Origin of the sequence: Enterobacter cloacae complex sp. CDL013 (genome assembly GCF_049238805.1) — a bacterium.
GTDB lineage: Bacteria > Pseudomonadota > Gammaproteobacteria > Enterobacterales > Enterobacteriaceae > Enterobacter > Enterobacter hormaechei_C.
The window spans coordinates 334,357-352,457 of the sequence record NZ_JBMKGT010000002.1 but is presented as its reverse complement, the minus strand read 5'-3'; the positions used below and the strand labels follow the sequence as shown (position 1 = coordinate 352,457).

The window sequence follows — 18,101 nt, the reverse complement described above, 5'->3', positions numbered from 1 at the left end:
GGTATCTCCGGTTTTTTTTATGCAGGGTAGTTCTTGTGAAAAACGGTCGGCGGGCAGATGTTAATAAAACGTTACTGATCGCCGAAGTTCACTTATAAAATGTCCAGCTTCCGTGTTCGGTAACGCTCCAGAAATGCGTTTTATTCGTTGTTTGAGGCATTGTGATAACGGTAAAAGTGAATAATCACCGTTACATTGTGTTTCAGCCCCTAAAACGCTGACATCATAGACAGCGGCTTGTTAAGATACTGTGAATTTACTCACAGATTGAAAACGGTTACATCACGTGATGTTATCAGTTAGTGATCGGAGCCACAGTTTGCCGGATAGCGACCGAATGGCGGCGTACTAAAGTCGGCATAAAACAATGCGTTGCGTCCGGATCTAACAGCCCAGCCGCCCCCTGTAACGCCAGCTCTGTCGCCAGTTTCGCCATCGACGCAATGGGATAACGTACCGTTGTCAGCTGCGGATCGGTGTAACGGGCAATGGGGATATCATCAAAACCGATCAGCGATAAATGCTGCGGTACCGCAATGCCATTATCTTTCAGCGCGGTAAGCGCACCTGCCGCCATGCTGTCGTTATAGGCAAACACGGCCGTCAGCTGAAGATTACGCCCCAGCAGTTCAACCATTGCCGCTTCACCGCCCTGCATGTCCGGCGAACCGGTACCTACCCAGCTCTCCAGCGGCGCAATGCCCTGCTCTTTCAGGGCGTTTTGCCAGCCCTCGCGGCGCATCATGTCGTCTTCAATACCGTGGCTGGAAGCCAGATAACCTATGCGCTGATGGCCGTTGCTGATGAGCATCCGCGTCGCCATCATCGCGCCGCTGATGTTATCCAGACCGACGCAGCGATGCGCGTAGCCGGGGACGATACGGTTGATCAGCACCATGCCGGGGATCTGCTCCATAAACCCGGCCAGCTCTTCATCGCTCAGGGCTTTTGAGTGCACAATCAGGGCGTTACAGCGCTGGCGGATCAGTACCTCAATGGCATAACGCTCTTTTTCAGCCTCGTGATAGCTGTTGCCAATCAGCACATATTTCTGGTGCTGCTGGGCAACCACATCCACCGCTTTGACCAGCGCGCCGAAGAAGGCGTCCGACACGTCCATCACCACTACGCCAATGGTATCGCTGACCTGCGTCGCCAGCGCCTGGGCATTGGCGTTTGGCCGGTACCCCAGCTGGGTCACGGCTTTCATTACGGTTTCACGCGTTTCAGGGCTGACCAGCGCACTGTTGTTCAGCACACGGGAGACAGTAGCAACAGAAACACCCGCCTGGCGGGCGACGTCACGAATGGTGATCATATTCACCACCCTTTAAAGGATTGCAGCAACTCACAGACACCCCCTGTGTTTAGCAAGGTGGCTATTCTGGCAGCGAGATAGAGGAGACTACGTGAAGAAGCTCACACAGATGAAAACGCTTACATCCGTTTTGTTAATGATTGTGATCCAGATCGTTATCTGGATGTATTACGCAATGACACGCCCGAAGCACGAGCGGTTAACTGTCGCCATGCCCATTCCAGCGGGCCCTGACGGAAAAAACGCAGCCAGACAACTGAAAACACCACGTTAACAATCCAGACCGGAATAACAAACGCCAGCAGCGTCAGGCGATCGAATTTCATAAACAGGCCGAATCGGTAGAAAAGCGTGGTGCATATCAGCGTTTGCAGGATGTAATTGCTTAACGCCATCCGCCCGACGCAGGCCACCGCACTGACGATCCACAGGCGAGAAAGCTGGGGCCAGAAGCCATAGATCAGCGCCGCATAGCCAATGGTCTGGAACGGCGCGCTCAGTTCGCGCGGCACCTGCAACAGGAACGCACACCAACGGTAATCCCATTGTAGATGCCACTGCATCATCACCGCCGGGAGGTTGATGATCACGCCGAGCAGCACCAGCCCTGCACCCGTACGACGATAGTGTCGCAGGCTAAATTCCCCTTTCAGCCAGCCGGTGCGCATCAGGGCTGCACCCATCAGCATCATCCCCGCCAGCTGCCAGCCGTATTGCGCGCCCAGCGCCAGCAGGTTATCGCCGAGCATATCGGCCCGGTTGCCGATCGCTTCCATGCCGCCTTTCAGCTTCCAGAACTGCTCATATTGCAGGTTGGCCGCATCCGGGATCCATGAACGACTGGTGGAATCATCGGCAATCATGCCAAGCAGCAATAACACGGCCAGTCCCATGACATAGAGCATCACGCCGGTGTTAAACAGGCTTTTCACACCGGGTGCGTCGCGGATCAGCCGCCAGCAAATCAGGCCCACCAGACCATACGCGAGCAGAATATCGCCGTCCCAGAAAAGCAGCCCGTGAATAAAACCGAGGATAACCAGCAGCGTTAAACGCGACTGGATCCAGCGCGTACCGCGTTTGAGGAGAAGCTGAAGTCCCGCGCCAAACAGAAGCGCAAAGAGGGTCAGGAATTTCACCTGTGCAAAGAGATCGAGGATTGCCCACGTCCAGGCGTCGCTACGCGTGATGTCGCCATACCACGCAGGATTCAGATAGGCGGCCTTCGGCAGACCGAAGGCGCTGATATTCAGCAGCAGGATACCGAGAATGGCGACGCCGCGAACAAAATCGAGCGTGACGTTTCGCTCCATGGTCCCTGCCCTGTCTGATTAGTTGTGGTGACGCACGGCGCGCAGGAACTCCTGGCGGGTGTTCTGGCTCGATTTGAACAGGCCGCCCAGCGAAGTGGTGGTGGTTGCGCTGGTAGCATCACGCACGCCGCGCGCTTTCACGCAGTAGTGCACCGCGTCGATAGACACCGCCACATTGTTAGTCCCCAACAGGGTTTGCAGTGCGGTCAGGATCTGCTGCGTCAGACGTTCCTGCACCTGCGGACGCTGGGCAAAGAACTGCACGATGCGGTTGATCTTGGACAGGCCGATGACCGTATCTTTTGGAATATAGGCCACCGTCGCTTTACCATCGATGGTCACAAAGTGATGCTCGCAGGTGCTGGTCAGCGTGATATCGCGTACCGTCACCATCTCATCGACCTTCATCTTATTTTCAATGACGGTGATTTTCGGGAAGTTCGCGTAATCCAGGCCGGAGAAAATTTCGTCGACGTACATCTTCGCGATGCGGTGCGGCGTCTCCATCAGGCTGTCGTCGCTCAGATCGAGATTCAGCAGTTGCATGATCTCCGTCATATGGCCGGCGATCAGACGCTTGCGGGTAACATTGTCCAGCTCCTGCACGGGCGGGCGCAGTGGCGTTTCAAGACCGCGCGCAACCAGCGCTTCATGGACAAGGGCTGCTTCTTTACTGAGTGATGACATTCTTTTCTCCTGCAGGTGTGGCGTCTTTTGCCCTCGTTGTGGCAAAAGTGTGCGCTCATTGTGCGTGAGGCGACGCACATAATCCAGTATTCACGACGATAATTATTGCAATTGCTGTTGCCTTTCAGCCTGACGGTTCCAGACTAACGCTCCGCCAACGAACAGCGCGATCCCCGCCAGCCCCAGCGCAGGTTCCAGACGGTGCGTGAGCCAGGTCGACAGAGCCGACGTGACCGGACCCACCAGCTGACCAATGGCATACCCGGTGGTGAGCAGTCCCGCCATGTAACGCGTGTGGTCTGGCGCCAGCTCGCGACCGTACAGAAGAGAGAGCTGCACGGCGCAGAGGAACCCGCCGCCCACCAGCAGCCCTCCCGTCAGCAAGCCGCCTATGCCCGGCAGCAACCAGGCCGCCAGCACGCCAATCCCCTGTAACCAAAGAACAATCGCCAGCCTGCGGTTAGCGCTTGATGTATGCCGCAGGGCAATGCTCAGCGCAATCCCCACCACCGAGGCGGCGCCAAATATTGGCCAGACAAACTGGGCAAACAGGCTGCCGGGAAAACGCACCGCCGCCATTTGCGATAAAAAGGTCGCCGGGAGGATATAGCCGAACCCTGCCAGGCTGTAGCTCCAGACCAGACGCCTGAGATCCGCAGTCAGCAGCAACGGCTCAGGCGCGGTACCAGGGCGATGAAGCTGACCTGCGCGCGGCAGGTAGCGCGCCACCAGTACGATCAGCACCAGCGCCAGTACGCCGTAGATTTGCCATGCCGCCCCGGCGGACAAGGATTTCGCCTGAATATAGACCGCCAGCAGGCCGCTCAGGGCGATGCCGGCCCCGGGTCCGGCAAAGACGGCCGCACTGAGTCCCGGTTTGCCCAGCTGCCCCAGCCGCTCGTTGGTCCAGGCGGCAATCAGCACCATCGACCAGCCGCTCATGCAGCCGATCACAAAGCGCAGCAGACCGTGAACGACGGCATTCTCTGCCGCCGCGGAGAGCAGCGTCAGCGCCACCGCACCGGTGATGCCAAGCCAGAGACGTGTTTCAACGAAGCGATGGGCGCGCATGGCATCCCATGCCCCTACCAGATAGCCCAGATAGTTCATTGCCGCCACCAGCCCCGCGCTGGTAAGCGTGAGTTGCCCGGCGGCTATCATCAGCGGCACCTGAGGCGTGAAGGCGAAGCGTCCTATCCCCATCGCCACGACCAGAACCACAAATCCGCTGAGCGCGATACGCAGCGCCATGATCGCTCCAATTGTTAAAGAAAAGTAAATTTATGATGCAACATCTCGCCGTCCTGCGAAAGTGAAAGTTGCTCACAGGTCAATGAAAACTCTGTATTATGCGTTTTATGAATAGTCTTTCGTATAAGGAGCCCTGCATGGAACTGCTCGAAGAGCATCGTTGTTTTGAAGGTCGACAGCAGCGCTGGCGGCACGACTCCACCACGCTGAATTGTGCTATGACGTTCGGCATTTTCCTGCCCCCTGCGGACAATCCACCGGTGCTGTACTGGCTTTCAGGCCTGACCTGCAACGACGAAAACTTCACCACCAAAGCGGGCGCCCAGCGTATTGCCGCCGAACTGGGCATTGCGCTGGTGATGCCAGATACCAGCCCGCGTGGCGAGGACGTGGCCGACGATGCCGGATACGATTTGGGTAAAGGCGCTGGCTTCTATCTCAACGCCACGGAACAACCGTGGGCGAGCCATTACCGCATGTATGACTACATTCGCGATGAACTGCCTGCCCTGGTGCACTCTCAGTTCGCGGTCAGCGAGCGCTGCGCGATAAGCGGACATTCGATGGGTGGCCACGGGGCGCTGATAATGGCGCTGAAAAATCCGGGGAAATACACCAGCGTGTCCGCATTTGCGCCGATTGTGAACCCAACGCAGGTGCCTTGGGGGCAAAAAGCCTTTAGGCACTATCTGGGTGAAGATGTAAAGAAATGGCAGGAATGGGATAGCTGCGCGCTGATGCTGGCGAGCCAGTCAGAAGACGCTATCCCGATGCTGGTGGATCAGGGTGATGCCGATCAGTTCCTCGCCGGGCAGTTACAGCCTGCGGTGCTGGCGGAAGCCGCGCGCCAGAAGGACTGGCCGCTAACGCTGCGCATTCAACCGGGATACGACCACAGCTATTACTTCATGGCGTCCTTTATTGAGGATCATCTCCGCTTCCATGCGGAACATCTGTTCAGGTAAGTTCCACCTTTTGCCCGGTAGCGCCTCCTGCCTGCCGGGTCTTTCCCCTCCCCCTCTTTACATACTTCTATCCGCTTGAATCCAGCCTGTTTTCCGTCGTCATCACTCAAACACAAATGATTTCAATTATCATTTGTGTTTACAATTCTACATTCTTTTGTACAATTCCAGGCTCTTCTCCATCTCAAAGAGTTCTTACAAGACAAAAACATACAGTTCTCAGGGTTATCCCGATGGAGTTTTTTTCATTTTTATACGGAATGTACAAATGACAATACCACGCATTAAGCTCCTGGCCGTCGCCATTGGCGCTGCCACGTGTTCCCCCTTCGTTCACGCAGCCGATCAGGACACCGTTGTCGTCACTGCAACGGGTTTTGAACAAAAGATCCAGAATGCCCCCGCCTCCATCTCTGTGATTTCAAAACAGCAGATTGAAGATAAAGCCTACCGTGATGTTACCGATGCCCTGAGAGATGTCCCGGGTGTTGTCGTCACTGGCGGCGGGAGCAGCAGTGATATCAGTATTCGCGGCATGGCCTCTCAGTACACCCTGTTCCTGGTGAACGGCAAACGCGTCAGTACGCGAAGCACCCGCCCCAACAGCGACAACTCGGGTATTGAACAAGGCTGGCTGCCGCCGCTTGAGTCCATTGAGCGCATCGAGGTCATCCGCGGCCCGATGTCCTCGCTTTACGGCTCCGATGCGATGGGTGGCGTCATTAACGTCATTACCAAAAAAGTCTCGAACACCAAAGCCTGGACCGGTTCGTTGCATGGCGATGCAACCTTCCAGGAAAATCATGATTCCGGCGATATCTTCCAGACCAACGCCTACGCCTCTGGTCCCCTGATCGACGGACTTCTGGGCGCAAAGGTGACGGGGCTGTTGTCACGCCGCGCAGAAGATAAAATCGTGAACGGCTATAACGAGCAGAAAATGCGTAACGGTGGCATTACGCTGAACTTCACGCCGGACGAGAAGAACGATTTCGACCTCGACTTTGCTCGCGAACTTCAGGACAGAAACAGCACCCCGGGGATGTCGAAAGCGGCTGAAACCTGCCGGGGAACAACCTGTACGCCAAATACCAAAAGCGACTCGCGCTATGAGCACACGACCTACTCGTTAACCCACAGTGGTTATTACGAAGACTTCAATACCGCCAGCTATATCCAGCAGGAAGAGACCAATAATCCAGGTCGCGAAATGCGCTCCTATAACACCACCTTCAACAACCAGAACCAAATTTTCCTCGGCGATCATACGTTGACCCTCGGCGGGCAGTATCGCTATGAGAAACTGCGCGACAACGGTAATCAGCTGGAAGCTGCTGACGGCCTGAACAAACTGACGCGCTGGAGCTGGGCCCTGTTTGCCGAAGATGAATGGTCAATGACGGAAAGCTTTACGTTGACCGGCGGCCTGCGTATGGACAAAGACCAAAACTACGGTACTAACTGGACGCCGCGCGGTTACGGCGTATGGCACCTGGCCGATCAGTGGACGTTGAAAGGCGGGGTTTCTGCTGGCTATCGTGCGCCGGATCTGCGTCAGTCGTCTGCCAGCTGGGGCCAGGTGACAGGTGGCGGCCGTCTTGACGGTATCATCGTCGGCAACCCGGATCTGAAACCAGAGAAGAGCCTGAGCGAAGAGCTCGCCCTGCTCTGGGATAACAACGATGACCTGAATGCCGGCGTAACGCTGTTTAATACCGACTTCAAGGACAAAATTACGGAAGTTCGCCGCTGTAACAGCAGCGCCGATCCCGCCTGTACGATTGGCGGTCACAGCTATGATTTCGTCAGCGATCGCGTCAACGTGGACAAAGCCAACATGCGCGGTGTGGAGTCCTCCTTCGGGTGGAAGATCACGCGTGATGTGAACTGGACTGCAAACTACACCTATACAGAGTCCGAGCAGAAGAGCGGCCAGTTCTCCGGCAAGCCACTGAACAAAATGCCGAAACACATGTTCAACACCACCCTGGACTGGCAGGCGACGCCAGACGTCGGGTTCTGGAGCCGTCTGAACCTGCGCGGTAAAACGTCTGAGTACCTGAGCCGCACGTCAATGTCCCAGGGTACGCCGTCCTACACTCAGATTGATGTCGGTATGCGCTACAACGCCAACAAAAACCTGCTGGTTACTGCCGGTGTGTATAACGTGCTCGATAAGCAGATTGATTACGATACGTATGACACCGTGCTGGATGGCCGCCGCTATACCGTTGGCATGACCTACAGCTTCTGATCTGCCATAAAAAAGCCCGCTCAACTGAGCGGGCTAAAAGAGAGGAAGTGCGGTTATTATTTAAATCGTTCCGGGAAATCCATTTCACTGTAGCGAACGAAGCGTGTTCCTTTCGTCAGTTTGTAGCCAAACCAGATGATCAGGAACAGCGGAATGCCAATATAGGTGGCCGTGACGGCGCCCCAGTCAATGGTGTCCGCAAGGAAGGCCTCATAGTTCTGACCCAGGGTAATAATCAGGCACAGGACGAAGGCGAAGATCGGCCCCAGCGGGAAGAATCCTGACCGGTACGGCAGGTTATTCAGATCATGCCCCTGCTTGACGTACCCGCGACGGAAACGGTAGTGGCTGATGGCAATGCCCAGCCAGGCAATGAAGCCCGTCATACCAGAGGTGTTCAGCAGCCACAGGTAGACCGTCTGGTTGCCGAACATGGAGGTCAGGAAACAGAGACCCGCAATCACCGTGGTCGCATACAGCGCGTTGCGTGGCACGCCACCGCGAGACAGTTTCGAGAAAATACGCGGTGCTTTACCGTCGCAGGCCAGGGTGTAGAGCATGCGGGTGGAGGCGTACATCCCGGAGTTACCCGCAGACAGTACCGCCGTCAGGATCACCGCGTTCATCACCGCCGCGGCTGAGAGCAGACCCGCGTGCTGGAAGACCAGCGTGAACGGGCTGACGCTGATGTCTTTTACGTCGTTACGCAGCAGGCTTGGGTCGGTATACGGAATGATCAGGCTGATAATCAGGATCGCGAACACATAGAACAGCAGGATACGCCAGAACACCTGACGCACCGCGCGCGGAATATTCTTCTCCGGGTTTTCGGATTCACCGGCCGCAATGCCAATCAACTCGGTACCCTGGAAGGAGAAGCCGACAATCATCGCCACGCCAATCATCGCCGAGAAGCCCCCGGCAAACGGCGCATCGCCTATTGTCCAGTTACTCCAGCCCGCCGGTTCAGCCCCTTTGAAAATACCAACGATCATCGCCACACCGACGACGATAAAGATGATGACGGTTGCCACTTTAATCAAAGAGAACCAGTATTCCGCTTCGCCGAAACCGCGCACGGACATGTAGTTCAGCAGGAAGATGACCGCCAGGAACAGGGCGCTCCAGATCCAGCCGGGCGTGTCCGGGAACCACCAGGTCATTACCAGCTGTGCCGCGACGAGGTCAACGGCGATGGTCACCGCCCAGTTGTACCAGTAGTTCCAGCCCAGCGCGAAGCCGAAGCCTTCCTCAACGTATTTTTGTCCGTAGGTCGAAAACGAACCAGACACCGGCATGTATGCCGCTAGTTCGCCCAGGCTGGTCATCAGGAAGTAGACCATCAGGCCAATCAGGATATAAGAGAATAATGCCCCACCCGGGCCGGCTGCCGAAATTGTTGCGCCAGAGGCAACGAAAAGACCCGTACCGATGGAGCCGCCAATGGCGATCATCGTCAGGTGACGCGCCTTAAGTGCGCGACGTAGCGCGGGCGCTTGTGTGGTTTTAGTTTCTGAAACCATGTGAAAATGCTGTCCATTCAATAAATGAGGCGCGATTGTAGCAGACGATCTGCGTTGCTTCCGGCAGAAATACTCAGTTATAAGAGAGCTTCATGACTCGGCCAGGATTATAAGTAAAGCATAATTTTTCCCTCTCCCCTTTGGGGAGAGGGCCAGGGTGAGGGGCGCTTTTACATCTCGCAGTAGCGCAGAAAACGCTGGAGCGAGCTGGAAAGGTGTTTCTGACGATGATGGATGCACCACAGCGTGCGCACCAGCTTCGGCAGCGGAACGGGGATCTCAACCAGTGAGCCGGTTTCCAGCTGTTCGGCAATCACCCGTCGGGAAAGACAGCTAATGCCCAGACCATGGCGTACGGCATGCTTAATGGCCTCGGAGTTACCTAATTCCATCCCTAACTGGAACTGCGGTAGATGGGACAGCAGCAGATAATCGACAATCTCACGCGTGCCGGAGCCCTGCTCTCGCAGGATCCACTGCGCTTGCGCCAGCCGCTCCAGCGTGACCTCGCCCTGGAGTAAAGAAGAGGCCGGAGAGGCAAACACCACCAGCTCATCCTCCAGCCAGGGCTCCGCAATGATATCCACGTTGTGGCACGGCCCTTCGATAAGCCCGATGTCCACGCGGAAATCAATCACCGCGTTGATCACGTCCTGGCTGTTGCCGACGCTCATCTCCAGCGGCAGGGTCGGAAAATCCCGGCGGTAGCGGGCAATCACTTCCGGCAGGATGTAGTTACCGATCGTGCTGCTGGCGTAGACGCGAATAGCGCCGTTGTCCTCGCGGAACAGCTGTTCAATCTCCGTCGCCTGCTCCAGTAAAGCCAGGGCACGCGGATACAGCAGGCGGCCATGTTCGTTCACCACCAGCCGCTTCCCTACCCTGTCGAAAAGCTGGACGCCCAGTTGCCCTTCAAGATCGGTCAAGGCCGCGCTAACGGCGGACTGCGAGAGCGCCAGCATTTGTGACGCCTGGGTTGTCGAGCCGCTTTTCAGCACCTCGGCAAAAACTTCCAGCTGACGCAATGTAATGTGCATGGTTGCTTACCACTTATAAAGATTGATTATAAATATATAATCAATTTTATTTTTAAGCCAGAGCGCCGTAACCTTTAGCCAGACAAAGGAGAAGGTTATGTCAGAAATCACCTTACAACATCATCGTACAGTGTGGCACTTCGTGCCGGGTCTCGCGCTCAGCGCCGTGGTTACCGGCGTGGCCTTATGGGGCGGCAGTATACCGGCGGTTGCCGGTGCAGGGTTCAGCGCCCTGACACTGGCCATTCTGCTCGGCATGGTGGTCGGGAACACCGTTTACCCGCACATCTGGAAATCCTGCGACGGCGGCGTGATTTTCGCCAAGCAGCATTTATTACGTCTCGGGATCATCCTTTATGGCTTCCGTCTCACCTTTTCGCAGATTGCGGATGTGGGTGTCAGCGGGATTGCCATTGACGTCCTGACCCTTTCGAGCACCTTTTTACTGGCGTGCTTTATCGGCCAGAAGATCTTTGGGCTGGACAAACAGACCAGCTGGCTGATCGGTGCGGGTAGCAGCATCTGCGGCGCGGCGGCGGTACTGGCAACAGAACCCGTCGTTAAAGCCGAAGCCAGTAAAGTCACGGTTGCCGTCGCGACGGTAGTTATCTTCGGTACGCTGGCGATCTTCCTGTATCCGGCCATGTATCCGCTGGTGGCGCACTGGTTTAGTCCGGAAACCTACGGCATTTATATCGGCTCAACCATGCACGAAGTGGCGCAGGTGGTGGCGGCAGGTCACGCCATTAACCCGGAAGCGGAAAACGCGGCGGTCATCGCCAAAATGCTGCGCGTGATGATGCTGGCCCCGTTCCTGATTTTCCTCGCGGCGCGGGTTAAACAGCTTGCTCCGGCAGGCGGCAGCGAGAAAAGCAAAATCACCATTCCGTGGTTTGCGATCCTGTTCATCGTGGTCGCTGTCTTCAACTCTTTCCACCTGCTGCCAAAAGCGATGGTGGATATGCTGGTCACGCTGGATACGGTCCTGCTGGCGATGGCAATGGCGGCGCTGGGCATCACCACGCACGTCAGCGCGCTGAAAAAAGCCGGGGCGAAACCGCTGCTGATGGCGCTGGTGCTGTTCATCTGGCTGATAGTTGGCGGCGGTGCGATTAACCTTGCGGTACACAGCCTGTTGGCATAAACCATCTCGTCCTTCTCCTGTTAACCCGTTATCATAGGCATTTCGGGTTAACAGGAGTCTTTTTATGAAATATGTTGGAGCGCACGTCAGCGCTGCTGGTGGCCTTGCGAATGCCGCCATTCGCGCCGCCGAAATCGAGGCGACCGCTTTCGCCCTGTTCACCAAAAACCAGCGCCAGTGGCGCGCAGCTCCCCTCACCGCGGAAGTGATTGATGACTTCAAAGCCGCCTGCGAGAAATACGGCTACGGGCCTGGCCAGATCCTTCCCCATGACAGCTACCTCATTAACCTCGGTCACCCGGTTGCCGAGGCGCTGGAAAAATCCCGCGAAGCGTTCCTGGATGAGGTTCAGCGCTGTGAGCAACTGGGGCTAACGCTGCTGAATTTCCATCCCGGCAGCCATCTGATGCAAATCGACGAAGACGCCTGTCTGGCGCGCATCGCCGAGTCAATTAACATGACGCTGGATAAAACCCAGGGCGTGACGGCGGTGATTGAGAATACCGCCGGTCAGGGCAGCAACCTCGGCTTTAAGTTTGAGCATCTGGCGGCGATCATCGACGGCGTGGAAGACAAATCCCGCGTGGGCGTGTGCATTGATACCTGCCACGCGTTTGCGGCCGGTTATGACCTGCGCACAACCGAGGCCACAAAAAATACCTTCGAGGAGTTCGAGCGTATTGTTGGTTTTAAATATCTTCGCGGTATGCACTTAAACGATGCGAAAAGCGCGTTCGGCAGTCGCGTTGACCGCCACCACAGCCTGGGCGAAGGCAACATCGGCCACGATGCGTTCCGCTTTATCATGCAGGATGCCCGCTTCGACGGCATTCCAATGGTGCTGGAAACCATCAATCCGGATATCTGGGCGGAAGAGATTGCCTGGCTGAAGGCGCAGCAGACCGCTGAACAGGCAGCATAAAAAAAGCCGGGTTGCATTAGCACCCGGCTTTTTTATTGCTTACCGCTTACGCTGCTTTCGCCACAACTTCCGCTTCCGGACGTTTCAGCACCGCGTAAGAGAGGCCCGCCACCAGCGTACCGGCAACAATCGCCAGCAGATAACCCAGCACCGGCGTGATGGCGCCAGGGATCAGCAGGACAAACAGACCGCCGTGCGGCGCCATCAGTTTCGCACCTACCGCCATGGAGATAGCCCCCGTCACCGCACCACCCACGATACAGCACGGCAGAACACGCATTGGATCGCGCGCCGCAAACGGAATTGCGCCTTCGGTGATGAAGCACAGGCCCAGCACCAGCGCAGCTTTACCGCCTTCCTGCTGCGCTTTATCGAACTTACGACGGGCAATGATCGTCGCCAGGCCAAGCGCCAGCGGTGGCACCATACCTGCCGCCATGATCGCCGCCATCGGCGCGTAGGTCTGGGTACTCAGCAGGCCAACGCCAAACGCATATGCCGCTTTGTTCACCGGACCACCCATGTCGGTACACATCATACCGCCGAGGATTGCGCCCAGCAGCACCGCGTTCGCCGTCCCCATGGTTTGCAGCCAGTGGGTCAGACCTTCCAGAATGCCCGCGACCGGCTTACCAATCAGGTAAATCATCGCCAGACCGACCACCAGGCTGGAAATCAGCGGGATGATCAGAATAGGTTTCAGCGCTTCCATACTCTGCGGCAGCTTCAGCTTCGAGCTGATCAGCTTCGCCACATAACCGGCGAGGAAACCGGCAATGATACCGCCGATAAAGCCAGAACCAGTGCTCACGGCCAGCATACCGCCGATAAGACCCGGCGTCAGACCCGGACGGTCAGCAATGGAGAAGGCGATAAAGCCCGCCAGCACTGGCACCATCAGCGCAAACGCGGAGCCGCCGCCAATCTGCATCAACGCGGCCGCCAGCGTGCCCGGCTCTTTAAACGCCTCGATACCAAAGGCGAAGGAGAGCGCAATACACAGGCCGCCCGCCACCACCATCGGCAGCATGTAGGACACGCCGGTCAGCAGGTGACGATACGCACCCGCAGACTCTTTTTTCCCTTCAGTCGCAGTTTTAGCCGCACCGGTTGTCTGATACGGTTTGGCTTCTGCCAGCGCCTTATCAAACTCCTGCGCGGTTTTCTTCAGCGCCAGGCCGGTAGAGGTACGGTACATAGGCTTGCCGGCAAACTTCGCCAGATCCACTTCGATATCCGCCGCCACAATCACCAGATCGGCTTCCGCCACCTCTTCAGGCGTGATGGTATTGCCCGCGCCAACAGAGCCGCGGGTTTCAACCTTCACCCACCAGCCACGTTTTTTCGCTTCGGTTTCAATGGCTTCAGCCGCCATAAAGGTGTGCGCCACACCTGTCGGGCAGGCCGTTACCGCAACAATGCGTTTCGGCCCAACGGCGGCAACCGGCGCCGCCTCAACAGGTGCGCTGTAAACCGTCGCATGACCTTTTGCTTCGCTCAGAAACAGTTCAGGATGTGCCACCGCGCGATTAATATCACCCAGCCACACTTTTTTGCCGTTCAGGGCGCTGTCAGCGGGGATTTTGTCGCCCAGAACAATCGCCATTTCAGCATCACCCGGGTTATCAATGATATCCAGGTGCGCTTTTTGTGCCGCCGCGCCCAGCAGGGTCTTCGCCATATAGGCACGAGCCTGTCCGAGACCGGAGTCAATGATCAGCAGCGTTTTCATTATTCCTCTCCTGCTGTTAGTTAAAAGGTTTTAAGTCAACGCGCGCCATCATCGCGGCTAACTGGGTACGATCGGTAATACCGACATTGCTCTGGCTCACGGCCAGGGCCGCAACGGCGGTAGCAAGACGTAAGGTATGTTCACTGGATTCGCGCATCAGCAGACCGTAGATCAGACCGCCAACCATCGAATCCCCGGCACCCACGGTGCTGACCACCTCCATTGAAGGCGGTTTGGCAATCCATTCCCCGGAGGCGTTAACCCACAGGGCACCTTCTGCACCCAGCGAAATCACCACGTGAGCGATACCCTGCTCGCGCAGCGCATGGGCAGCGTCAATCACATCCTTTAATTCTGGCAGCTTACGGCCCGCCCAGATCTCCAGTTCGCGGCGATTAGGCTTAACCAGCCACGGAGAGGCTTTCAGACCGGCGACCAGCGCGTCGCGGCTGCTGTCGAAAATAATGCACGGGCACTGGCTGCGCAGGCGCGTCATCCAGTCGGTGAACGCTTCCGGGCTGACGCCGGAGGGCAGACTGCCGCTGACGCACACCATGTCAAACTGGCCCAGCCAGCTCAGGGAATCGGCAACAAAGCGCTCCCAGTCAGCCGGGGTCACTTCGAAGCCGGAGAAGTTCAGATCGGTCACTTCACCGTCTTTCTCGGTCAGCTTAACGTTAATGCGGGTACGGCCCTGCACAACCTGAAAACGGTTGGCGATGCCCAACTCGCTGAACAGCTGCTGAAAACCGTCCTGGTTGTCTTTACCGAGGAAGCCGCCAACGGTGACGTCGATGCCGAGATCTTTCAGCACTTTCGCCACGTTAATGCCTTTCCCTGCGGCATGCAGGCCGGTCGTCCGCACCAGGTTAACTTCGCCACGCTCAATTTCCGGGCAGAACCCCACCAGATCGTAAGCCGGGTTCAGCGTAATGGTCGCAACACGTCTGCTCATTATGCGCCCTCCCCCAGACCAGCCGCGATGGCGTCGCCAATCGCTTTCAGCGCCTGTTCAGCATCCGCACCCTGCGCGGTAAAGCGCAGACGATGGCCTTTCTTCACGCCCAGCGCGACAACTTTCATCAGGCTACGCCCGTTGGCTGGTTTACCCGAACCGTCCAGATTGGTCACGGTGATCTCACTTTCAAATTGTTTAATGGTATTCACCAGCATGGTGCCCGGACGGGCATGCAGGCCATGTTCGTTACGCACCACGTACTCTGCGCTCAGCAGGTCATCCGTCAGCGCATCGTCGCTGGTCAGCAGAGCCAGCACCGTCGCCGCGTCTGCGTTCAGCAGTTTTTCAGCTTTATTGTTCAGCAGCAGATCGCCCAGACGCTTCAGCACGGAAACCGGCTGATCGTCAGTCATGGCAACCGTTACCAGCATCGCGGCGCGTTCACCGTCGGTCTCAAAGGCAACCGCAGCACGGCTGACCGCGATAGCGCTGCGCAGGTTACCTTCAGCACTGTCGTTCAGCCAGATGCCCTGCCCCAGGTTTAATGGCTTATCATTGATTGCGCGCGTCACAAAAGCGGTATCCGCCGCACCGACCTCTTTCAGGCGAGCCGCATTCAGCGCCTGGAGCGTTACCAGATCGGACGCAACGACGTCCAGCGTCAGGGTTTCATTATCCAGCTTCAGCGCTTCGCTCTGTTTTTCGCCCATCAGCAGGGCACGCAGTTCTTCAGCAGTGGTGGCGGATTTAAGCTGTTCCGCGACGGCATCATCACTCAGCACGTGCGTCAGCTGACGCAGCAGGCCCAGGTGTTCGTCACCGCTGGCCGCGATGCCGATCGCCACATAAGCCACCTGACCCTCGCCCCACAGCACGCCCTGCGGGAACTGGAAGACCTGCACACCGGTTTTCAGCACCTGATCGCGGGTGTCCGTGGTGCCGTGCGGAATTGCAATACCGTTACCGAGGAAGGTGGAGGTCTGCTGTTCACGCGCCAGCATGCCGTTGACGTAGCCGTCAGCCACGTTGCCAGCCTGCACGAGCGCAGCGGCGACCTGGCGAATAGCCTCTTCTTTATTCCCGGCCTGTTCGCCCGGGTGAATATCCTGAACAGATAACTGGAACATGATTCTCCTCTCCTGCTGAAATTGAATCGTTTCAGCTTAACTGAGAAAATAGGCGCTAACCTGCTTTTTCAGGACATGCAAGATAGCGCTGAAACGTTTCAAGAAGTCTTGTCTTTTCTACAAAAGGTTGCAAGAAAAGTTACATTTCTTGTTGCAGAATTTAGAAGTGCAGCACATTTCTTCTTCAGTCGGGAGGTTTTTGCTGATGTTCAGCAAACAGGTTCAGCACGCTTCAGCGAAACGGCGATAAACTGAAATGCTATTTTGATTTATTGTGGCAATCTTGATTTTGCCCTCTGTTTATTTAATGACGGGCGGCGTAAACTCCGCCTCTCTCTGTTACTCGCAAAGACTGAACATGCATAACACCCCCGCTGCCGCCTCACCAAAGCCTTTTGATTTGACGTCAACGGCGTTTTTGATCGTTGCTTTCCTCACCGGTATTGCCGGTGCGTTACAAACGCCTACGCTGAGCCTCTTTCTGACCAACGAAGTCCACGCCCGCCCGGCGATGGTTGGCTTCTTCTTTACCGGGAGCGCCATCATTGGCATTTTTGTCAGCCAGTTTCTTGCCGGTCATTCAGACCGCAAAGGCGATCGCAAAAGCCTGATCGTTTTTTGCTGCCTGCTCGGGGTATTTGCTTGCCTGCTGTTTGCCTGGAACCGTAACTACTTCATTCTGCTGTTCGTGGGCGTCTTCCTGAGCAGCTTCGGCTCGACCGCCAACCCGCAGATGTTCGCCCTTGCCCGCGAGCACGCCGACCGCACCGGGCGGGAAGCGGTGATGTTCAGCTCGATACTGCGCGCGCAGGTGTCGCTGGCGTGGGTGATTGGCCCCCCGTTAGCCTACGCGCTGGCGATGGGTTTTGGCTTTACGGTGATGTACCTCAGCGCAGCCGTGGCCTTCGTTGTGTGCGGCGCAATGGTCTGGTTCTTCCTGCCCTCCATGCGCAAAGAGCCGAAAGTGGCGACTGGTACGCTGGAAGCTCCGCGACGCAACCGCCGCGACGCGCTGCTGTTATTCATTATCTGTACGCTGATGTGGGGAACGAACAGCCTCTATATCATTAATATGCCGCTGTTTATTATTGATGAGCTGCATCTGCCGGAGAAGCTGGCCGGGATCATGATGGGAACCGCTGCGGGGCTTGAGATCCCCACCATGCTGATTGCGGGCTATTACGCGAAGCGCTTCGGCAAGCGCTTTTTGATGCGCGTCGCCGCCGTAGCCGGGCTGCTGTTTTATGTCGGTATGCTGACGGTTCATACGCCAGCCCTGCTTCTGGCTTTACAGCTGCTGAACGCCATTTACATCGGTATTCTGGCCGGTATCGGCATGCTCTACTTTCAGGACCTGATGCCGGGTCAGGCAGGCTCTGCCACCACCCTTTATACGAATACCACCCGCGTGGGCTGGATTATTGCAGGCTCACTGGCGGGCGTTGTGGCTGAAATCTGGAACTATCATACGGTGTTCTGGATTGCGCTGGTGATGTGCGTCATGACGCTGAGCTGCCTGACGCGAATCAAAGACGTTTAAGGCGCGGTGAGCGCTTCCAGCTCAAGCAGATAAGTGATGGCCTGCTGGCGCGTACTGCCGCACATTTCGGCGGTTGGCTGGAGCCCGGAGCACACCTTCGGGCGTAAAGGCGAGCCAAAGATCATGCACAGGTTAGTGTCAGAGAGCTGAACGCAGCGGGTATTGGCAGGCTTGCCCTCCGGCATGCCTGGAATGGGGCTTGAGATGGACGGTGCGGTACAGCACGCGCCACAGTCGGAACGACAATCCATACATGCTCTCTGTTGGTGGCAGATGCCCGCGCAGTCGGGCATTGCGCGCACAGTAACACCTTTTATGTATTGATAGCAA

The 18,101-nt window shown here is 56.8% G+C and carries 16 protein-coding genes; 6 read left to right on the top strand and 10 right to left on the bottom strand.

Translation table 11 applies throughout. The features are described 5' to 3' along the window. Window positions 1–295 precede the first annotated feature (295 nt). The 4 genes from galS to ACOTXD_RS04660 form a co-directional block, all read right to left on the bottom strand. Window positions 296–1,318: an HTH-type transcriptional regulator GalS gene (galS, locus tag ACOTXD_RS04675; protein ID WP_003859324.1), complete on the bottom strand. Its 1,023-nt coding sequence runs from the start codon at window positions 1,316–1,318 to the stop codon at window positions 296–298. Between the two features lie 155 nt (window positions 1,319–1,473). Then, window positions 1,474–2,631, bottom strand: coding sequence for a DUF418 domain-containing protein YeiB (gene yeiB / locus ACOTXD_RS04670; protein ID WP_032659578.1), 1,158 nt, complete (start codon window positions 2,629–2,631; stop codon window positions 1,474–1,476). An 18-nt stretch (window positions 2,632–2,649) separates the two neighbouring features. Next, window positions 2,650–3,318, bottom strand: a complete 669-nt coding sequence (folE, locus tag ACOTXD_RS04665; RefSeq protein ID WP_003859328.1) for a GTP cyclohydrolase I FolE — start codon at window positions 3,316–3,318, stop codon at window positions 2,650–2,652. A 102-nt stretch (window positions 3,319–3,420) separates the two neighbouring features. After that, complete coding sequence (locus ACOTXD_RS04660) at window positions 3,421–4,569, bottom strand: YbfB/YjiJ family MFS transporter (protein WP_003859330.1); 1,149 nt, start codon at window positions 4,567–4,569, stop codon at window positions 3,421–3,423. Between the two features lie 137 nt (window positions 4,570–4,706). On the opposite strand from ACOTXD_RS04660, the gene fghA reads away from it, so the two are divergent. Both fghA and ACOTXD_RS04650 read left to right on the top strand, forming a co-directional pair. Next, window positions 4,707–5,534 carry an S-formylglutathione hydrolase gene (gene fghA / locus ACOTXD_RS04655; RefSeq protein WP_421766377.1) on the top strand — a complete coding sequence of 276 codons (828 nt, stop codon included), beginning with the start codon at window positions 4,707–4,709 and terminating at the stop codon, window positions 5,532–5,534. A 268-nt stretch (window positions 5,535–5,802) separates the two neighbouring features. Next, window positions 5,803–7,788 carry a ligand-gated channel protein gene (locus ACOTXD_RS04650; protein ID WP_421766376.1) on the top strand — a complete coding sequence of 662 codons (1,986 nt, stop codon included), beginning with the start codon at window positions 5,803–5,805 and terminating at the stop codon, window positions 7,786–7,788. A 56-nt stretch (window positions 7,789–7,844) separates the two neighbouring features. On the opposite strand, the gene ACOTXD_RS04645 is transcribed toward ACOTXD_RS04650, so the two are convergent. Continuing rightward, window positions 7,845–9,311: an amino acid permease gene (locus tag ACOTXD_RS04645; RefSeq protein ID WP_061856618.1), complete on the bottom strand. Its 1,467-nt coding sequence runs from the start codon at window positions 9,309–9,311 to the stop codon at window positions 7,845–7,847. A gap of 170 nt (window positions 9,312–9,481) precedes the next feature. Then, the gene (gene yieE, locus ACOTXD_RS04640; protein WP_003859337.1) at window positions 9,482–10,348 is read right to left on the bottom strand and encodes a DNA-binding transcriptional regulator YeiE; all 867 of its coding nucleotides are present in this window, start codon (window positions 10,346–10,348) and stop codon (window positions 9,482–9,484) included. A gap of 97 nt (window positions 10,349–10,445) precedes the next feature. On the opposite strand from yieE, the gene ACOTXD_RS04635 reads away from it, so the two are divergent. Both ACOTXD_RS04635 and nfo read left to right on the top strand, forming a co-directional pair. Then, window positions 10,446–11,492: a YeiH family protein gene (locus ACOTXD_RS04635; protein WP_003859339.1), complete on the top strand. Its 1,047-nt coding sequence runs from the start codon at window positions 10,446–10,448 to the stop codon at window positions 11,490–11,492. Window positions 11,493–11,556: 64 nt separating this feature from the next. Continuing rightward, window positions 11,557–12,414 carry a deoxyribonuclease IV gene (nfo, locus tag ACOTXD_RS04630; protein ID WP_003859342.1) on the top strand — a complete coding sequence of 286 codons (858 nt, stop codon included), beginning with the start codon at window positions 11,557–11,559 and terminating at the stop codon, window positions 12,412–12,414. A 46-nt stretch (window positions 12,415–12,460) separates the two neighbouring features. Here nfo and fruA read toward each other — a convergent pair whose 3' ends face one another. From fruA to fruB, 3 genes are read right to left on the bottom strand one after another with little or no spacing between them, the layout of a single operon-like run. Further along, window positions 12,461–14,146 carry a PTS fructose transporter subunit IIBC gene (fruA, locus tag ACOTXD_RS04625; protein ID WP_045331136.1) on the bottom strand — a complete coding sequence of 562 codons (1,686 nt, stop codon included), beginning with the start codon at window positions 14,144–14,146 and terminating at the stop codon, window positions 12,461–12,463. Window positions 14,147–14,162: 16 nt separating this feature from the next. Then, entirely contained in the window at window positions 14,163–15,101 is a 939-nt protein-coding gene (gene fruK / locus ACOTXD_RS04620) for a 1-phosphofructokinase (protein WP_006811313.1), read from the bottom strand. Then, entirely contained in the window at window positions 15,101–16,231 is a 1,131-nt protein-coding gene (gene fruB / locus ACOTXD_RS04615) for a fused PTS fructose transporter subunit IIA/HPr protein (RefSeq protein WP_003859349.1), read from the bottom strand. Before fruB ends, fruK begins: the two co-directional genes overlap by 1 nt. A 75-nt stretch (window positions 16,232–16,306) precedes the next feature. Between fruB and ACOTXD_RS04610 the strand changes: the two genes are divergently transcribed. After that, window positions 16,307–16,486 (top strand): hypothetical protein, encoded by a 180-nt coding sequence (locus ACOTXD_RS04610; protein ID WP_139152746.1) that lies wholly within the window; start codon window positions 16,307–16,309, stop codon window positions 16,484–16,486. 103 nt (window positions 16,487–16,589) lie between these two features. Then, entirely contained in the window at window positions 16,590–17,771 is a 1,182-nt protein-coding gene (gene setB, locus ACOTXD_RS04605) for a sugar efflux transporter SetB (protein ID WP_045331133.1), read from the top strand. Here the strand turns inward: setB and ACOTXD_RS04600 are convergent. Beyond that, a complete protein-coding gene (locus ACOTXD_RS04600) occupies window positions 17,768–18,022 on the bottom strand; it encodes a YkgJ family cysteine cluster protein (protein ID WP_003859353.1) in 255 nt (84 codons plus the stop codon). The two genes, setB and ACOTXD_RS04600, sit on opposite strands and share 4 nt — an antisense overlap. Between the last annotated feature and the right edge of the window lie 79 nt (window positions 18,023–18,101).